This is a genomic window from Nitrosomonas supralitoralis, from assembly GCF_003011925.2.
Taxonomy (GTDB): domain Bacteria; phylum Pseudomonadota; class Gammaproteobacteria; order Burkholderiales; family Nitrosomonadaceae; genus Nitrosomonas; species Nitrosomonas supralitoralis.
This window is the reverse complement of record NZ_PXXU01000024.1, coordinates 1-17,008: the sequence shown is the minus strand read 5'-3', so window position 1 is coordinate 17,008 and position 17,008 is coordinate 1. Positions and strand designations below refer to the sequence as shown.

Sequence of the window (17,008 nt, the reverse complement as noted above, 5' to 3'; positions counted from 1 at the left end):
TATAAAAATCTTCTTTGCTGACCACTAACCAATAATCTTGGTGACTTAATGCAGTAACAAACATCACTCATACTGTCTTTTATTATGTTGCGAGGACTCATTACATTTCGGTAAAGCTGTGTAATATAACACCACGTTGAAAAAATTCTTAAATCATCACGCTCTCATGACCAATCACCGATTTCTCCGCAAGGTATTGAGATACCAGAAAACCTACGGAGCAAAAGCGACAGTTAAACGTTCTATCAATGAAATTCTCAATCGAGTGCGTCGCTCGAATGGTCATTCGTACCCTCATAACGCATTGTTCGATCGTTCTGCACTATTGGCCAAGATTGAGCATCCGGACATCAGATTGGTAATTTTTGATATTTTTGACACCCTCATTACCCGTCCGCTTCTTAATCCGGAAAATACCAAACACTGGATTGCCAGGTGCATCAACTGTAAACATTATCCGGAACGGCGACATGCTGCAGAAATATCACTTCGTGATGCAGGAAATGCTGACGTTAGTTTAACCGGCATATGCACTGAATATGTGCGTCTTTTTGGCACTGCCGAAGGCGATGCAGAACTGCTGCAAGCAATCGAGGAATCGATGGAGCTGTCTCTTGCACAGCCATTGCTGGGTATGATTGAAATGCTGAAAATGGCAAAACAGGCTGGCAAAAAAGTTGTGCTGGCCAGCGATATGTTTTTGTCATCAGAAGCCATCACCCGCATGCTGAACAAGTGCAATATTCGCGAATACGATGCCCTCTACATTTCGTCTGAAATAGGGATGCGCAAATCTACAGGAGAACTCTTCCGTTACATTGTCGAGAATGAAAAAATAGTTCCAGAACAGATTGTCATGATCGGTGATCACCCCATTTCGGATCAACAGATTCCTGAACAACTTGGCTTTCATACCGCTGCTCTGGAAAGTCCAATGGCATTGACAAAATATTTTCCACGCCTCAATACCTGGATAGAAAAAGTAAAATCCACCGGATCTTCTGCTGATGAACTGGTGCTGGGCAATATTGTACGTACTTTTTTTCAAGTTCAACCCAGACAATTCGTACTGGATCGCGCATCACTGACTCAATGCGGACGATACGGCATTGGTTATGCGATCGTGGGTCCATTGTTAGCTGCTTTTAGCGAATGGCTGGTTGAGCAGGCACATGCCGATAACATAGACCGCCTCTATTTCCTTGCCCGCGAGGGACAGTTGATGAAGCAGATCCATGAAATATTGACTGCCGGATCCGATACACCGCAGTCTAATTATCTGGTGCTATCACGTCGAGCGATTTCAGTCGCGATGATTCGATCACATGATGATATTCTGGCGATTGCCCGTACAGATTATCAAGCTAACTCGTTGACTGAGTTTCTGTTGCGCCGTTTTGGCTTGAAGTTAGATAATACCGCATTAACAGCTTTGGAGCAGCGCGGCATCTGGTCACGCAAACGCCTGGTAGAAATTCAGGCGGGCCGGATTGATAACGCTTTACTCGCAGTACTGGATACTCTGTCAGACGAAATCTATCGTCGTGCAGCTTTGGAGCGTGAGCCCATGCTATCCTACTTGCAACAGGTCAAGTTAACGGAAGGATCAGCAGCACTGGTCGATGTGGGTTATGCAGGGACTATTCAAGACAGATTATGCGACCTTTTAGAACGAAAAATTCAGGGCTATTACATGGTGACTCGCGCAACTGCTGCAGAAGTTCGCACGCGTCATGGCGTCCGCATTTCGGGTTGTTTTGGAGAGGATTTAGCAACACCTGATCGTTCACCCTTACTACGTTATAACGTTCCTCTTGAAATGCTCATGGGATCAGACGATCCGCAAATCAGTCATTACTGCTATCAAGACAATCAATCTGTTATCGGCGTATACAATCCATTAAGTGAAGCTGAAAAAGCCTCAATTCCCTTACGTTCCGAACTACGGGCAGGCGCACTGGCTTTTGCTCGCGACTATCGATCTATGACAGATTCTGGTCTTGGAAAATTACGCATCGATCCGCGTCTGGTTGTGGAAATTTTCCGTGATTTTTGGGAAGGCGCCTCGGAGTTCGAGCGCGCTCAAATCATGAGTATAGCTAGCGACGATCATTATTGCGGAATGGGAATCGTACATTTCGCAACTTTCTTGCCTCACTGATTCATTCCAGTCAGCACACGCACCTCTTTTCTTTGCGCATGGAGTTGCAAGCGAAAACTATCCATTTGCGAAAGTAATTGTGCGGGTGCCGCTTGTTCGAGCACCAGGCCTGAAGAATAACTCGCAATGGCATCGGCGGGAGCACCCAAATTAAAGCAGCAAAGCGGAACACCACAGGCCATTAACTCATGCGCAACATAAGAAAATGTTTCCGGCCAGATTGATGGAAACAAAAAAATGTTTGCGCCGGACTGCTCTATAGTTGATGTCAGCAAGGTCCGCTCATAAGGACCTGTTTCATTCAAACAGGCTGCGGAAATGCCTGGAACCAAGGCACCAATCACGGTAACACGAATCGGCAAATGATGAGTATCAATCTCCTCGCACAACTGCTTCACGACATTCCAGCCTTTATGCCATGAAATCGATCCGACAATTCCTATATGAAGGGGTTTACTCAAATCCACCGCAATCTTGCGATGATGAAAGTGCGCTAAAGAATGTGGGCGCACCACGACCTTACTCGCATACTCCGGATAAATACGAATAAACAGATCACGTGTGCTATTCGAAAAAGCGATGATGTTATCTATCGCAGCCAATGCATTTGCCCAGGCCGCGCGCCACTCCATTAGGGATTCTGTGCCAACAGGAAAATCTATATGCAGGCGGCTGAAACAATGATTACAGGTTTCTTCATCGGGCAAATTACAAAAATTCCTTTCATTATTGATAAGAAATAAACTCGGACACAACATGAAGAAATCATGTAAAGCAATGCTTACAGGAATTTCCTTGAAATCGGGCTTATTAGCCAGCCAGCGGAGAAAGTTCATGGGTGCCCGATATGAGTAAAGATTGTTAATCAGCACACGTTCCGGCTGAATACCCGCAATAACTCGACCCCAATCGGCATAGTCGCTGAAATTCAGAGTGAGCTGATCATGGTTAGAAAGCCATTCAGCACGCAGTTCACCGGTACGGAAATCATCGAGCAAGTGCAGTACAGGAATACCGGCAGCTGTCGTATTCCTGATCAACTCACGACTATAGGCATAAGCTCCGCCCTCAATCTCATTATCAATAATAACCAAGGCTGGATGGCTGGCTTGTTTTGCCAGTACCATAAGATACAGAAAATCACGCATCGGACGAATCGGATCACGTCGAATAAAATCGTCATACTGCTCGAACAAACCCTGATAGCGTTGACGCAATATTGCCTCATTCCGATCCGCTAATTTCTGACGCTCTGATGATGAGAAAGATCCACCGTGCTCATGATACACAAACAGGTTGGGCGCTAACACATGCCGATAACCCAGTGCTTTAGCTTTTTCACACCAATCATTTTCTTCACGATAACCCTTTCCGAATACAGGATCAAACATCCCAATCTGCCTTGCTACTTCCAGACGAATAGCCATACAAAAGCCAACCCCGGTGGAAATTTCTATCGCTGCCGAATCTTCCAGTCTTGCCAGTACTCCATCCACTTCCTGCGCAGTCAACCCCTGCGGCACCGGATTATCAACGAAAAACTGCGGAAAACTACAAATTGCGCCCGCATTCGTGAATGGAGTAACACTTGCAACTCTTGGGTCCTGCAGAATCGGTGCAAACAATCGCTCCAGCCAGAATGGAGGTACCTGCACATCTGAGTTAAGCAGTACAAAATTATTCTCCACTTGCTTAAAAAGCGTGTTAACTGCGCCCACGAAGCCCAGATTATTTTCATTCAATACTAACAAGCTATTTGGAAAATCTTGCAATCGTCTTTCCAGCCATGGCTGTATGCGATCGTCTGTGCTGGCATCGTTACAAACCAGTAAACGAAATGACGTACTCCTTGCACGCTCCAGACTATCGAATAACGGCTCTAAAAATTCAAAACCATTGAAGATTGGAATCACAACATCAATTGGCACTGGCAATGGTGAAAGTGGAATAACATCGACACGCATTCGTGGTGCAGCTGCAATCGCCAATGTTGACATTGTTGTTGCATCCGCGGCTTGTGCAGACAAGGACAACTTTCGCCGCGCTGGCGCCATCTGACCCCTCAAAATCCAATTCACTATACGCAATTGCGAGCGCCAATCCAGCAGCCAGAATCCTCGCCATGCACGTTGAAACAATCGCAGCCAACGTCCCACCAGACGTAACGGGCGAGTAATGCGAAAGGAGTATGAATTTTCATAAAATTCAATAGTTTTAATCCGAGCTTGAATTTCATTATCCAACATCTGTTGCGTCTTTGTCAGCGTAGCCCTCTCCTCAGTCAAGATGCGCTTCAAGTCTTTGACTTGAAAATCCAGATAATCAGCATTAGCTTGCACTTCATGAAGTTTCGGATAGATACGGGCACGACAAACCACATCATAAAAAGTAGCAGCATTCATGCGCGCCTGCCATTTGAGGCACACTGCGCACTCGGCTGCTCTGGCCAGCTCAGGATTGCCGTGAATTGCAAATCCACTGCCTCCACCAATACGGTATATGGCAGTCATAACATCAACAAAAATAAAATTTCCGAGCTGTGCAACTTGAATCCAGAAATCCCAGTCCTCGCAGAGATCAAAATCTTCATCGAATCGCGCGCCGGCTTCGTAAGCCTGTTGACGAAACAACACGGAATGAATCGGTAAGAAATTTTCCAAATGCAGCGAAATTAAATCAAAAGGAGTCGCAAATTCACGCACAATCTTTCCGTTCAAATCAATTGCCTGCACACGTGAATAAGCAGCAATAGCCGCAGGGTTTGCAGACAAAGCTTCTACCAGTGTTGTCACGTGATCCGGATGCAGCAAATCATCATCGTCAAGAAAACCTACGAGATTCCCCTGAGCCGCCTCCAAGCCCGCATTCGCTGAAGCGCTGCGCCCCGCAGGCTCGCCATTCTGATTAATTAAATAGAGTGGAAAACGACCATAGCTTGAATCAAGATGAGTATGACTGCCTCCTTTGGCATTGACCACGATCACTTCGATGTTTGGGTAGGTTTGATTGGCCACTGAATCCAAAGCTTCGACAAGTGTCAAGCGATCCATGCTGCGGATAATAATGGTCACCAAAGGGGAAGAGTGTAGAGGGAGCATGTTCATTCAAGCTTAACAAACAGAAACACCACGTATTGGTGAAGATTCAATATATCTGAAACCACGCTTTTAATCTTTGATTATTATTCAAACTGAATTTCTCAGCTTACACAATTGTTGCCGATTATCGCATCAGTACAGTCAAAAAATTTATCGTATAATATGTTACGAGTCCGGAACATCAATTCTTCCTTCTGTTCCGTTTATGCATGAAGTCAAAGCGGATCAATATAAAAAAGAAAGCTATATCAACAAGAAACAGCCCAGGCGTTGATACGGGTTGGGATTTTAATGTATATCTTCTATCAATACCAACGATTTGAATCGCACAAAAATACTATCCTCTAAAAAAAGGAACAGCAAATCACTTTTATCATTTTCTCCCTGCTGAGCGTCTGATTCTTTTCAAGATCGATTAAATAATTACATTACCCTACAGCATTTTATCGAATGTGATACATTATCATTGCAAAAGTAATTGATATGGCGCAATAACTTAAATCAGGAGAATTAATATGATTCAACGATTTTCATATAAGGAACTACTGCGACTTACTACTGCAATTACCGTACTATTTTCATTGATTGCCTGTGCGTCACCCCCCATACCTCCAACTCAAGAATTAGCAGCTGCGGAACTCGCAATCAACAATGCCGATCGAGCACGTATTGCGGATCTCGCCTCGGCTGAGCTACGCGAGGCACGCACAAAGCTCAACGCAGCCCGGGATGCAGTCCGGCAGGAAAAAATGATCTTGGCTCAACAACTCGCTGAGCAGGCGCGTGCAGATGCCGAGCTGGCAGTAGCCAAGGCTGAAGCAGCCAAAGCTAAAGCAGTTAATGATGAAATGCAAAAAAATATCGATATCATGAAGCAGGAAATGCAACGCAACAGAGGAGTTCGGCAATGAGTACTTCAATCCATAAATTTACAAAGTTGATCACTCTCACTCTAACCCCTGTTATTTTTGCAGCATGCTCGGCAGTTCCGGAAAAACCGGTAGGTGCGGACGAAGTTAGAGACAAGCTAATACAACTGCAATCTGATTCGGAATTGGCGAGCCGTGCGCAGCTTGCGATTCAGGAAGCCGAGCTTGCCGTCCGTGCTGCCGAAACACCGATATTGCCTGAAGATATGGACCTTGGGAGGCATCTGGTGTATATGGCTGACCGTAAGGTCGATACTGCCATGTACAGGGCACAAACACGTTTGTTAGAAGATCAGCGTAAAATGCTGACTGAGCAACGCGCTAATGCGCGTCTTGATTCTCGTACGCGTGAAGTTGAGGACCTGCAACGTCAACTTGAAGCACTGAATGCAAAGAAAACAGACCGCGGCCTGGTCATAACACTGGGCGATATTCTGTTTGATACAGGGAAAGATACGCTTAAAGGTGGAGCAATTTCCCACCTTGCGGAACTAGCAACTTTTCTTAACGAGCATAAAGAGCGTACCGTGATCATAGAAGGTCACACTGACAATGTCGGCAGCGAAAATTACAACCTTGGCTTGTCACAAAGACGAGCCAATTCTGTGATGACTTATCTAGTTAGACGAGGTATAGCTCCTAATCGTATCGTGGCATATGGCAAAGGTGAGAACTTTCCCATCAGTGACAACGAATCCGCAGTCGGTCGCCAGCAGAATCGCCGCGTCGAAGTTATCATCTCAAATCCAGAGCCTTAAGAAATAAGTACAAATCATCGAAATACTGCCACCTGCATAACACAACAAGTATTGCTTGGTAGTATTTTGATGATCACGCCCAATTAGACCAGGGCTGCTAAATTTCCTTCGGTTCTGCCCCAGTAATTTAACCTCTCACAAACTCAAACTGACAACCGGACTGGGTTGGACAGGTTTGTACTGAAGCACCCCTATTTAAGCAGTCGATGATAATAATTCAGCCGCCTGGAGTTAATTTTTCCTTGTTGCACAGCCTGTATCACGGCACATCCGGGCTCTGCGATGTGACGACAGTTATTGAATTTACATTGCCCGAGGTAAGGATGGAATTCGATGAACCCCCAGGCCAAATTTTCTTCTACTATATGATTCAAACCAAATTCCTGAAAACCAGGAGAATCAATGATGGCGCTGGTCTCTTCAAGGGAGTAAAGTCGCGAATGTGTAGTCGTGTGGCAGCCGGAATCAAGTGCCAATGAAATTTCTGCGGTGGCGCGCCGAGCCTGCGGGATCAGCGTGTTAAGCAAGGTGGATTTACCCATGCCCGATTGACCGGCCAGCACACTGAGGTGGCCTGATAAATAGGGCCGTAACGCTGAAACATCCTGCAACGCGCATAAAGGCAACACGTGATAGCCTAAATCCTGGTATAGCGACAGTGTTTCCATCGCAATTTGTGTCGGTTCGACCAGATCGGCTTTATTCAACACAATCAATACCTCGATATTCTCGCTCTCCGCAGCAACCAGGCAGCGGTTTATCAATTCTTCGCTAAAGCTGGGAGTTGACGCAACGACAATAATGACTTGCGTCACGTTGGCGGCGATGATTTTTTCCTTGAACGCGTCGCTGCGATATAACAGCGAAGTGCGTGGATTAATCGCTTCGATAACCCCTTCCCCTGCGCTGGTAAGCTGGTACTCAACCTTGTCGCCGCATGCAATACCGCCTTTTTTGCCGCGCATGACACAAGAGATGATTTCGCCGCTAACTGTTTCAATCGAAAAGCTTCTGCCGAATGGGGCAATTACCTGTCCGGTTAAATACTTAGTCTGCTGCCTGGTTTTAGCGGAATGAAGGCTCAAATTGAGAATAACTTGTCGATTTTCGCCGCACAGATGAAATCATTTTCGGACAAACCGCCAATCGCATGGGTCGTGTACGTGACCACGCATTGATTGTAACCAACCAGCATGTCGGGATGATGATCTTCACGATGCGAAATCCATGCCACTGCGTTCACAAACGCCATGGTTTGATAATAATTCTTGAATTCATAGGTTTTGCTGATTTGTTTGTCCTGCAATTGCCAGTCATCAATTTGCTTCATGAAATCGGCAACTGCACTGGCAGACAACGGCGGCACACCGCCTTCACAAGGCTTACATTGTTTGGATGTTAAATCACAGACGATATTGTTCATGCTTGCTCCTGACTTTGTAAATGTGCCACCCGGATTGATGCCGGAGGATGTGAATCATAAAAAGCCGAATGCAGCGGATCTGGCGTGAGCGTCGCTGCATTATCCTGGTACAACTTGACCAGCGCATGAATTAAATCATTCGCCGATGAATTCTGTGCCGCATAAGCATCAGCCTCAAACTCATGTTTGCGTGAATAAATGCTCGATACTGGATGCAGCAAAAAGGTAAATACCGGCATCACCAGAAAAAACAGCAACAACGCCATCGCAGTCGACGGTACGGAAGCAACTTCGACACCCAAACCTTGGTAGAACCAACTCTGTCCCATCAAATAACCCAGAATCCAAAAGAATGCCAAGCTCATCGCAAATGAAATCACAATGCGTTTGATTACATGACGATGTTTGAAATGCCCTAGCTCATGCGCCAGTACCGCTTCGATTTCCGCAGGATTCAGCCGTGACAGCAGAGTATCAAAAAACACGATGCGCTTGGTTTTACCAAATCCTGTAAAATAAGCATTGCCATGATTGCTACGGCGCGAACCATCCATCACGAACAACCCACTGGCCTTAAAACCACATTTTTTCATCAGTTGCTCGATACGAGCCTTGAGGGTGGCATCTTCCAGCGGGGTAAATTTATTAAATAAGGGTGCGATCCAAGTGGGAAAAATAGCCAACACAAACAGATTGAACGCAATCCAGGCGAACCAGGCATACAGCCACCAACTTTCCCCCATTTTTTCCATCAACCACAGCACACAAAATAACAAAGGCACACCCAGTACTAAACCGAGTGCAGATTGCTTGATCAAATCGGTAAAAAACATCATCGGGGTCATTTTATTAAAACCGTACTGTTCTTCAATTACAAAAGTGCGGTAATAACTTAATGGAATTTCAGCGACACTCATAATAAAGAAAGTGCTGACGATCAGCGCCATACCATGCGCCAAAGAATCATTGAGCCAATTTGCCCAGAATTCACTCAGGATATTTAAACCGCCGCCCAGTGTAAATGCGAGTAACAGCCCTGCATGTAAGAGTATGCTTGGATATCCTGCGCGAGTTTTGGCACAGGTGTAATCCGCCGCCTTTTTATGATCAGCCAGACTGATCTGACTAGCAAATTCCTCCGGCACCCTGTCCTGATGGGTACGCACATGGCGAATATGCCTGACCGATAACCAAACCTGAGTTAACGTAGTAAGTAAAATCGCAATCAAAAAAATCAATGTAAAGGTCTGCATAATCTATAAATCGCATAAAAAGTTTATAAAAGTGACTGACTGATAACAATATGACACAATTCAACACACTGCATTCAACTATTAGATAAACAATTATGGCACAAGATAATAATAACCTCATCTGGGTCGACATGGAAATGACCGGACTCAATCCAGATACCGATCGCATCATTGAAGTCGCTTTAGTGATAACCGATGCACAGTTGAATACTGTTGCCGAAGGCCCGGTTCTGGTCGTGCATCAACCCAATGCAATACTTGATGGCATGGATAAATGGAACCAATCGACTCATTCTAAATCCGGCCTGATCGACAAAATCAAGGCATCTAAACTGACAGAAAACGAAGTAGAAGCACAGATGATCGAATTTTTAAAATTGCACGTGCCTTCGGGCACCTCTCCTATGTGCGGCAATTCAATTTGTCAGGACCGACGCTTTATGGTTCGTTCGATGCCACAGCTGGAAGCCTATTTTCATTACCGCAACCTGGATGTGAGCACTTTAAAAGAGCTTGTAAAACGATGGAAGCCGGAGATCGCAACTGGATTTTCCAAAGATGGTAAGCATGAGGCCCTGGCGGATATCTATGATTCCATTAATGAACTCAAGCACTACCGGCAACATTTCATAGTTGCCTGAGAATAGTTAAAAGATTCAGGCTTGTCGATTTATTTGATGCCCAGCATTACATTAATTTTCGAACTTTCGGGTGCTGTCCCTTTCTAAAAAAAGGATACTTAATCCTTTTTGCTAATTCATCATTCATGGAGAACAAGATGCATCTTACAAAAAAACTGCTTTCAACCGTCATCGGAACTGCTTTTTTAGTTACCCAGTTTATAACTCCAGTCATTGCTGCAGATACCGCTCAAGGTAGCAGTCAGCACGATCATGGTCACAAATGCGAACATAAAATGTCATCAGTGGATTCGAATAAGGATGGCAAAATCAGTAAAGAAGAATTTATGAAGCATCATGAAGCCATGTTTGAAAAGAACGATGCCAACAAAGATGGTTTTCTAGATGAAACAGAAAGACGCGACATGATGAAAAATATGCATAAACATATGCATGGTTATAGCAAACAGCCGAGTAACACTGATCATGCACATGAGAATGCAAAGGATTAATTGCTACAGTTGTGACTTTGACAGTGGTCTATTAATTTTTTCAAGACCACTGTCAAAGTTTTAATTTTCTAATGTCTTAAGCCGCTCGGCGCTCTGCTCGAAGCTTTCGGCTCCAATGGCTGCGGGTCCAATACGGCGACAGTCAAACCATCATCAATGAAATATTTTTTTGTCACATCGCGTATCTGCTCAGCGGTAACCGCTTTTAATTTCTCCAGAATGGTATCTGTGTCACGATACGATAATCCTGTACTTTCCAGCCTACCCAGTTGCATGGCCTGTGAAAAAATGGAATCCTGCTGGTACACATGACCAGCAATTACCTGCGCTTTTACTCGAGTAAGCTCTTCTTCCGTTACGCCCCCTTTGATAATCTTCTCGATTTCGGAACGCAGCGCTGTCTCCAATTCAGTCACTGTTTTACCAGCGCTAGGTACCGCGCTCAGAAAAAAAATGCTTGAACCACGCGCTATCGCGCCATAACCGGCACTGGCAGAATTAGCGATTTGACTCTCCCGCACCAATGACTTGTTCAGTCTGGCTGAAGCATGACCATCCAGCACCCCTTCCAATATTTCCAGTGCATAAGGTTCCCAGTCTTCATTAACATTTCTAATCGTCGGCACATGAAACCCCATGATGAGATAGGGCAACTCTGCCGACGCCTTGACAGTTATCCGTTTGGTACCTAATTGCGTCGGTTCGATTTGCGGTTTACGAGCATTAATCGCCAATAAAGGACGAGATTGAATGGAACCGTAGCTTTTTTGGGCCAGACGAAACACTTCGTCTGCGTCGACATCCCCGACGACTACCAATGTTGCATTATTGGGGGCGTACCAGCGGTCATACCATTCCTGAGCATCTTCCACAATCATGTTTTCAAGATCATTCATCCAACCTATAATAGGATTCTTGTAAGGATGGGACTGATAAGCGACGGCCATCATTCTTTCGTACAAAAGTGAGCGCGCTTGATCGTCAGTGCGTAACCTTCTTTCTTCCATCACTACTTTGATTTCCTTCTCGAATTCTTCCTTAGTGAGAACTAAGTTACGCATCCGATCGGATTCAAGTTCCATCGCCATTTGCAAATGGTTTTTATGCAATTGTTGGTAATATGCGGTGTAATCGTAACTAGTGAAAGCATTCTCACGCCCGCCAGCGGCCGAAATTTTTTTCGAAAACTCAGCATTAGGAACTTTTTTTGTACCTTTGAACATCATATGTTCCAGAACATGCGCCACACCAGTCACGCCATTGATTTCATCAATGCTGCCCGCTTTGTACCAGATTTGCGTAACCACAACTGGTGAACGATGATCTTGTTTTACAATCAATTTCAAGCCATTATCGAGCAAATATTCATGCGGATCGGCAAATGCTGATGTTGAGATCAGCAGATTTATTATCAATAATAATACGCAAATTGAACAAGAATGAAGAAAAGTGATACGGTAATCAGATTTCATTTTTACCAACCTAAAATGAGTAAACAGAATAAAATCGAGGTTTGAGAATTCCTCTGCATATTTGAGAGCCTACCAGAATGTTTAGTTTTTTTAAATCCAAAAAAAATCCTGCAGACCCGGACGAAACCTCAGCTAAACCCGTTGTCGAGCCAGAATCCAAACCAGAGGAATCGATCAGCTTTGCCAGTAAGCTTAAACAAGGTTTATCACGCACACGACAGAACCTAGGCAAACAGCTATCGAGCCTATTTAGCGGCGGCAAGATTGACGAAGAACTTTACGAAGAACTGGAAACTATCTTGTTGACCTCCGATATTGGAGTCAATGCCACGCATCAGTTACTTGAAAATTTGCGCAAACAAGTCAAGCGCGATGCACTAACAGATTCTATGCAATTAAAACAGGCGCTTAAGAAATCCCTGATTGCCATGCTGGAGCCGCTTGCTCAACCTCTGGATACTACCACGCATAAACCGTTTGTAATCATGATAGCGGGTGTCAATGGCGTAGGAAAAACAACTTCGATTGGTAAGCTTGCCAAATATTTTCAAACACAAGGTCAATCAGTGTTACTGGCTGCCGGCGATACTTTTCGTGCCGCAGCGCGCGAGCAATTAATCGCCTGGGGAGAACGGAACAATGTTACCGTAATTGCCCCGGACAGTGATCCGGGCAAAAAAAGCGATCCAGCTGCTATTATTTTTGACGCAGTCAACTCAGCCAAAGCGCGCGGTATAGATATTGTGCTGGCGGATACGGCTGGTCGCTTAACCACTCAGCTCCATTTGATGGAAGAAATTAAAAAAGTAAAACGTGTGATTTCCAAAGCTATGCCGGATGCACCACATGAGGTGTTGCTGGTATTGGATGCCAACACGGGACAAAATGCAATCACACAAGTGAAAGCCTTTAACGATGCCCTAAATGTCACTGGTCTGATCCTGACTAAACTGGATGGAACCGCAAAAGGCGGTGTAGTCGCAGCCATTGCAGGACAATATCCGGAAAACCCTCCGGCATTACGTTTTATTGGCGTTGGCGAAGGTTTGGATGATTTAAGACCATTTGATGCCGGAGAATTTGTTGAAGCACTGCTGGATTAAAAACGAACGATTCGATAACTGTAAATATGATCACCTTCAAAAATGTCTCTAAGCGTTATGCAGACGGCTACATTGCACTAAATAACATTGATCTTGCGGTGGAATCCGGTGAAATGGTATTTTTGACAGGCCATTCGGGCGCAGGTAAAAGTACATTATTAAAATTAATTGCTGCAATCGAACGCCCGACTTCAGGCGTGATCTCGATCAGCGGTCAAAATATCGCTCAACTCAAACCCGCTGCAATTCCCTATTTGCGCCGCAAACTCGGTTTCATTTTTCAAGATCACAAGCTATTGTTTGATCGCAATGTATTTGAGAATGTATTACTACCTTTGCAAATCAGTAATTTTGATAACAACACGGCAGCGTCCCGAGCGCGCGCCGCACTGGATAAAGTTGGCTTGTTAAAAAAAGAAAAAGTCATGCCCATCACATTATCCGGAGGTGAAAGGCAGCGTCTGTGTATCGCGCGCGCAATCGTTCATCGACCCATTATTCTGATTGCCGACGAACCTACGGGCAATCTGGATGTTGAATATGCCCGAGACATTATGACCATGTTTAAATCGTTCAACCAGGTAGGTGTTACCGTGCTGATCGCTACGCATGATGCCTCTCTGTTAGAAGACACGCAACATCGAATTCTGTCACTTAAACAAGGAAAACTAGCCGCATGATACGTGCATGGCTGACGCAACACGGATTTGTGTTTTTTTACACGCTCAAACGACTGGCCTCTACCCCTGTTACCGCTCTGCTCAGCATTACTGTGATGGGTATCGCGCTTAGCCTGCCAACCGGCATCTATGTGCTTATGGAAAACTTGCAATCAATGTCCGGACAAACAGCCAGTTCCCCCCAGATCAGTTTGTTTCTTAAACAGGATGCGCAGAAAGAAGATATTGATAAAATCCAACAACGCCTGCAAGCAGATTCACAGATCGTGGACTATCAGTTTATTCCTAAAGACGTTGCTCTTGCTCAGTTACAACAAAGTAGCGGGCTAACCGATATCACCACCCATTTAACCTATAACCCACTTCCAGATGCATTCATCGTCTATACTCAGGAGAAGGCATCAGATTCGCTGGAACAATTAAAATTGGCGATGCAAAGCTGGCCTGAAATTGCGCATGTACAATTTGACTCAGCCTGGGTTGACCGCCTGAACGCACTGCTTAAACTGGGACGCTCGATCGTATTCATGTTGGCTACATTGTTAAGTATTGCCATAATTGCGATCATGTTCAACACCATCCGTCTGCAAATTCTGACTAAACGTGACGAAATCGAAATATCCAAGCTGATTGGTGCAACCGACAGTTTTATTCGCCGCCCTTTTCTTTATTTCGGTGCTATCCAGGGATTGTCGGGAGGTATCGCTGCATGGCTTATCATTGTGCTGGGTATAGATGCGCTGAATGGAGAACTCCTGCCGCTGGCCCAACTGTATGAGTTTGATATACAACTAGAACACCTTTCCCTCCAAGACAGTATCAGCTTACTTTTGTTTTCTGCTTGGCTAGGATGGTTAGGCGCCCGCATTTCTGTCGCAAACCACCTCTGGCAAATCGAACCTAAATAAGTTGGGAATTTCATAGCGAAACTTTTTAAATACTTGGCACTCATAGGTTCAGAGTGCTAAAATATTTTATGCAGTTACGTTCGTTAATGAACATGTAGAATGGGGAGGTTATTATGATGACGAATGCTTTAACGCTACCAACGATGGGCGGAAGTATTGAAGGATATATTCAATCTGTTAATTCTTTTCCTATGCTTTCGCAGGAAAAAGAGGCAAGTTTGGCGCGGCGTTTACGGAATCATGGCGATATTGATGCTGCACAGCAGTTAATTTTGTCTCATCTGCGTTTTGTAGTAGCAATAGCACGAGGTTATAAAGGATATGGCCTTCCTCAGGCCGATTTAATCCAGGAAGGTAATATCGGTTTAATGAAGGCAGTTAAACGCTTCGACCCTGAACGAGGCGTGCGGCTGGTTTCTTTTGCCGTCCATTGGATTAAAGCCGAGATTCACGAATTCATTATGCGCAACTGGCGTCTAGTTAAAATCGCCACGACCAAGCAACAGCGCAAATTATTTTTTAACCTACGTAGTATGAAACATGGTTTGGATACGATGAATCCGCAAGAAGTAGAAGCAATGGCCGTTCAGTTAGGCGTTAAAACCGATGAAGTCGTCGAAATGGAAAAACGTTTCAACGGCTCGGACATTTCTTTGGAGCCCGCTTCTGATGAGGAAGACGACACATTTAGTCCAATAAGCTATCTGACGGATGGCACGGAACCCTCTCAGCTCCTAGAAAAAAAACAAACCACCAATCTGCGCGCAGAAGGATTGCAGCAATCACTTGATTGCTTGGATGAACGAAGTCGCCACATCATCGAAGCCCGTTGGTTAAAAGAAAAAGACGATACCGCAACATTACATGATCTAGCTGAGGAGTTAGGTGTATCGGCAGAGCGCGTTCGGCAGATTGAAGTCAAAGCACTACAGAAAATGCGCGGCATCATGGAAATTTCCGCATAAAGTAAGGTTTAAATTTCTCAAACAAGCACCCACTCGAACTCTCATAAAGCCTAGTGGGTGTTTCACTTGTTACAACCGGAGAGGTACCGAAGCGGTCATAACGGCGCTGACTCGAAATCAGATGGTCAGGTTTTCCTGGCACATGGGTTCGAATCCCATCCTCTCCGCCAAAGATCCAGTATCCACGAGGCTTTGCAGTATATAAAGTTGAAATTTCCATCAATTATCCCATCAAAAAGATTTTGATTTAATCATCTGATTTTGGCGATAGTTACCAGTAATCGCTCGATCCAAGCCTGATATCAGTAAATCATTTAGGTGTGCCACATTTAATTTGCAACCACTTATATTTATAAATTCCAGATATCCAGTGTCAATAACAATTTCATTTAATTTCAATTGATATCCTTGTTATGGCAATAATTGCCATTTTGTGTTATTAATTACACATTATGCGGCAAGATAAGGAGGGTTACCTATGCAAAGTATGAATATTTCTCTGCCTGATCCCTTGAAACAATTCGTGGATGGGCAGATCGCCCAGGGCCGTTACAGCAGTGCCAGCGAATATGTGCGCGAATTGATCCGCGCTGATGAGAAACGCAAAGCGGAAGAACAGCTTGAAGCTAAGTTGCTGGAAGGATTGAGTGGCCCAGAAAGCGAATTAACAGCGGCGGATTGGAGTGATATTCGCAAAGAAGCCTTAGCCAAGCTGGAAGCACGAAAGAAACAACGCTGATGCCTAAAATCTATCAACGCGCAGCAGCTAGGCGCGATCTGGTAGAGTATTTCGTTTATCTTTCGGAAAATGCGAACCTAGAAACAGCTGAACGCTTTCTGGCACAGACAGAAGCCAGCTTCAATGTTCTGGCTAAACAACCCCTGATCGGTGCACCATTAACGCTACGCGATCCAACATTAACGGGCATACGCAAGTGGCGAGTTAAAGACTTTGATAATCACCTAATCTTCTATCTACCACATCATGACGGTATATCGGTCGTGCGTGTATTACATGCGGCACGTGACTGGTGGAGCTTATTGGGAATCGAAGCTTAGTCGAGTTGGAGCGATCCATAAAACCGCTGTCTGCCATGCATCAAGAGTTAGAAGATACCTTTGCAAA

Annotated in this window: 17 protein-coding genes and 1 tRNA gene; 12 read left to right on the top strand and 6 right to left on the bottom strand. The window is 44.8% G+C overall.

Annotated elements, in window-relative coordinates:
• The first annotated feature begins 166 nt into the window (after positions 1-166).
• A complete protein-coding gene (locus C7H79_RS09100) occupies positions 167-2,161 on the top strand; it encodes an HAD family hydrolase (protein ID WP_106706969.1) in 1,995 nt (664 codons plus the stop codon).
• Here C7H79_RS09100 and C7H79_RS09095 read toward each other — a convergent pair.
• Positions 2,155-5,259, bottom strand: coding sequence for a glycosyltransferase (locus C7H79_RS09095; protein ID WP_172592396.1), 3,105 nt, complete (start codon positions 5,257-5,259; stop codon positions 2,155-2,157). The two genes, C7H79_RS09100 and C7H79_RS09095, sit on opposite strands and share 7 nt — an antisense overlap.
• 515 nt (positions 5,260-5,774) lie before the next feature.
• Here C7H79_RS09095 and C7H79_RS09090 point away from each other — a divergent pair.
• A complete protein-coding gene (locus C7H79_RS09090) occupies positions 5,775-6,170 on the top strand; it encodes a DUF4398 domain-containing protein (protein WP_106706967.1) in 396 nt (131 codons plus the stop codon).
• Entirely contained in the window at positions 6,167-6,946 is a 780-nt protein-coding gene (locus C7H79_RS09085) for an OmpA family protein (protein ID WP_106706966.1), read from the top strand. Before C7H79_RS09090 ends, C7H79_RS09085 begins: the two co-directional genes overlap by 4 nt.
• 191 nt (positions 6,947-7,137) lie before the next feature.
• Here the strand turns inward: C7H79_RS09085 and rsgA are convergent, their stop codons facing one another.
• From rsgA to C7H79_RS09070, 3 genes are read right to left on the bottom strand one after another with little or no spacing between them, the layout of a single operon-like run.
• Entirely contained in the window at positions 7,138-8,031 is an 894-nt protein-coding gene (rsgA, locus tag C7H79_RS09080; RefSeq protein ID WP_106706965.1) for a ribosome small subunit-dependent GTPase A, read from the bottom strand.
• Complete coding sequence (locus tag C7H79_RS09075) at positions 8,028-8,369, bottom strand: 4a-hydroxytetrahydrobiopterin dehydratase (protein WP_106706964.1); 342 nt, start codon at positions 8,367-8,369, stop codon at positions 8,028-8,030. Before C7H79_RS09075 ends, rsgA begins: the two co-directional genes overlap by 4 nt.
• Complete coding sequence (locus C7H79_RS09070; RefSeq protein WP_172592395.1) at positions 8,366-9,622, bottom strand: M48 family metallopeptidase; 1,257 nt, start codon at positions 9,620-9,622, stop codon at positions 8,366-8,368. The genes C7H79_RS09075 and C7H79_RS09070 overlap by 4 nt, the downstream gene beginning before the upstream one ends.
• A 95-nt stretch (positions 9,623-9,717) precedes the next feature.
• Here C7H79_RS09070 and orn point away from each other — a divergent pair, with 95 nt between their 5' ends.
• Together orn and C7H79_RS09060 are read left to right on the top strand one after the other, a co-directional pair.
• Positions 9,718-10,263, top strand: coding sequence for an oligoribonuclease (orn, locus tag C7H79_RS09065; RefSeq protein WP_106706962.1), 546 nt, complete (start codon positions 9,718-9,720; stop codon positions 10,261-10,263).
• Between the two features lie 137 nt (positions 10,264-10,400).
• On the top strand, positions 10,401-10,754 hold the full coding sequence (locus tag C7H79_RS09060) for an EF-hand domain-containing protein (RefSeq protein WP_106706961.1): 354 nt from the start codon (positions 10,401-10,403) through the stop codon (positions 10,752-10,754).
• Positions 10,755-10,822: 68 nt separating this feature from the next.
• Here C7H79_RS09060 and C7H79_RS09055 read toward each other — a convergent pair whose 3' ends face one another.
• A complete protein-coding gene (locus tag C7H79_RS09055; protein ID WP_106706960.1) occupies positions 10,823-12,226 on the bottom strand; it encodes a M16 family metallopeptidase in 1,404 nt (467 codons plus the stop codon).
• A gap of 77 nt (positions 12,227-12,303) precedes the next feature.
• On the opposite strand from C7H79_RS09055, the gene ftsY reads away from it, so the two are divergent.
• The 5 genes from ftsY (at position 12,304) to C7H79_RS09030 (ending at position 16,052) form a co-directional block, all read left to right on the top strand.
• Positions 12,304-13,329: a signal recognition particle-docking protein FtsY gene (gene ftsY / locus C7H79_RS09050; RefSeq protein WP_106706959.1), complete on the top strand. Its 1,026-nt coding sequence runs from the start codon at positions 12,304-12,306 to the stop codon at positions 13,327-13,329.
• A 26-nt stretch (positions 13,330-13,355) separates the two neighbouring features.
• Positions 13,356-14,009 (top strand): cell division ATP-binding protein FtsE, encoded by a 654-nt coding sequence (gene ftsE, locus C7H79_RS09045; RefSeq protein WP_106706958.1) that lies wholly within the window; start codon positions 13,356-13,358, stop codon positions 14,007-14,009.
• Entirely contained in the window at positions 14,006-14,917 is a 912-nt protein-coding gene (gene ftsX, locus C7H79_RS09040) for a permease-like cell division protein FtsX (protein WP_106706957.1), read from the top strand. Before ftsE ends, ftsX begins: the two co-directional genes overlap by 4 nt.
• Before the next feature lie 116 nt (positions 14,918-15,033).
• The gene (rpoH, locus tag C7H79_RS09035; RefSeq protein WP_106706998.1) at positions 15,034-15,882 is read left to right on the top strand and encodes an RNA polymerase sigma factor RpoH; all 849 of its coding nucleotides are present in this window, start codon (positions 15,034-15,036) and stop codon (positions 15,880-15,882) included.
• Between the two features lie 77 nt (positions 15,883-15,959).
• A tRNA-Ser gene (locus C7H79_RS09030) sits at positions 15,960-16,052 on the top strand.
• Positions 16,053-16,113: 61 nt separating this feature from the next.
• On the opposite strand, the gene C7H79_RS17920 is transcribed toward C7H79_RS09030, so the two are convergent.
• Positions 16,114-16,281: a hypothetical protein gene (locus C7H79_RS17920; protein WP_172592394.1), complete on the bottom strand. Its 168-nt coding sequence runs from the start codon at positions 16,279-16,281 to the stop codon at positions 16,114-16,116.
• Between the two features lie 79 nt (positions 16,282-16,360).
• Between C7H79_RS17920 and C7H79_RS09025 the strand changes: the two genes are divergently transcribed.
• Positions 16,361-16,621 (top strand): type II toxin-antitoxin system ParD family antitoxin, encoded by a 261-nt coding sequence (locus C7H79_RS09025; RefSeq protein ID WP_106706956.1) that lies wholly within the window; start codon positions 16,361-16,363, stop codon positions 16,619-16,621.
• Entirely contained in the window at positions 16,621-16,941 is a 321-nt protein-coding gene (locus C7H79_RS09020) for a type II toxin-antitoxin system RelE/ParE family toxin (protein ID WP_106706955.1), read from the top strand. Before C7H79_RS09025 ends, C7H79_RS09020 begins: the two co-directional genes overlap by 1 nt.
• Positions 16,942-17,008 lie beyond the last annotated feature (67 nt).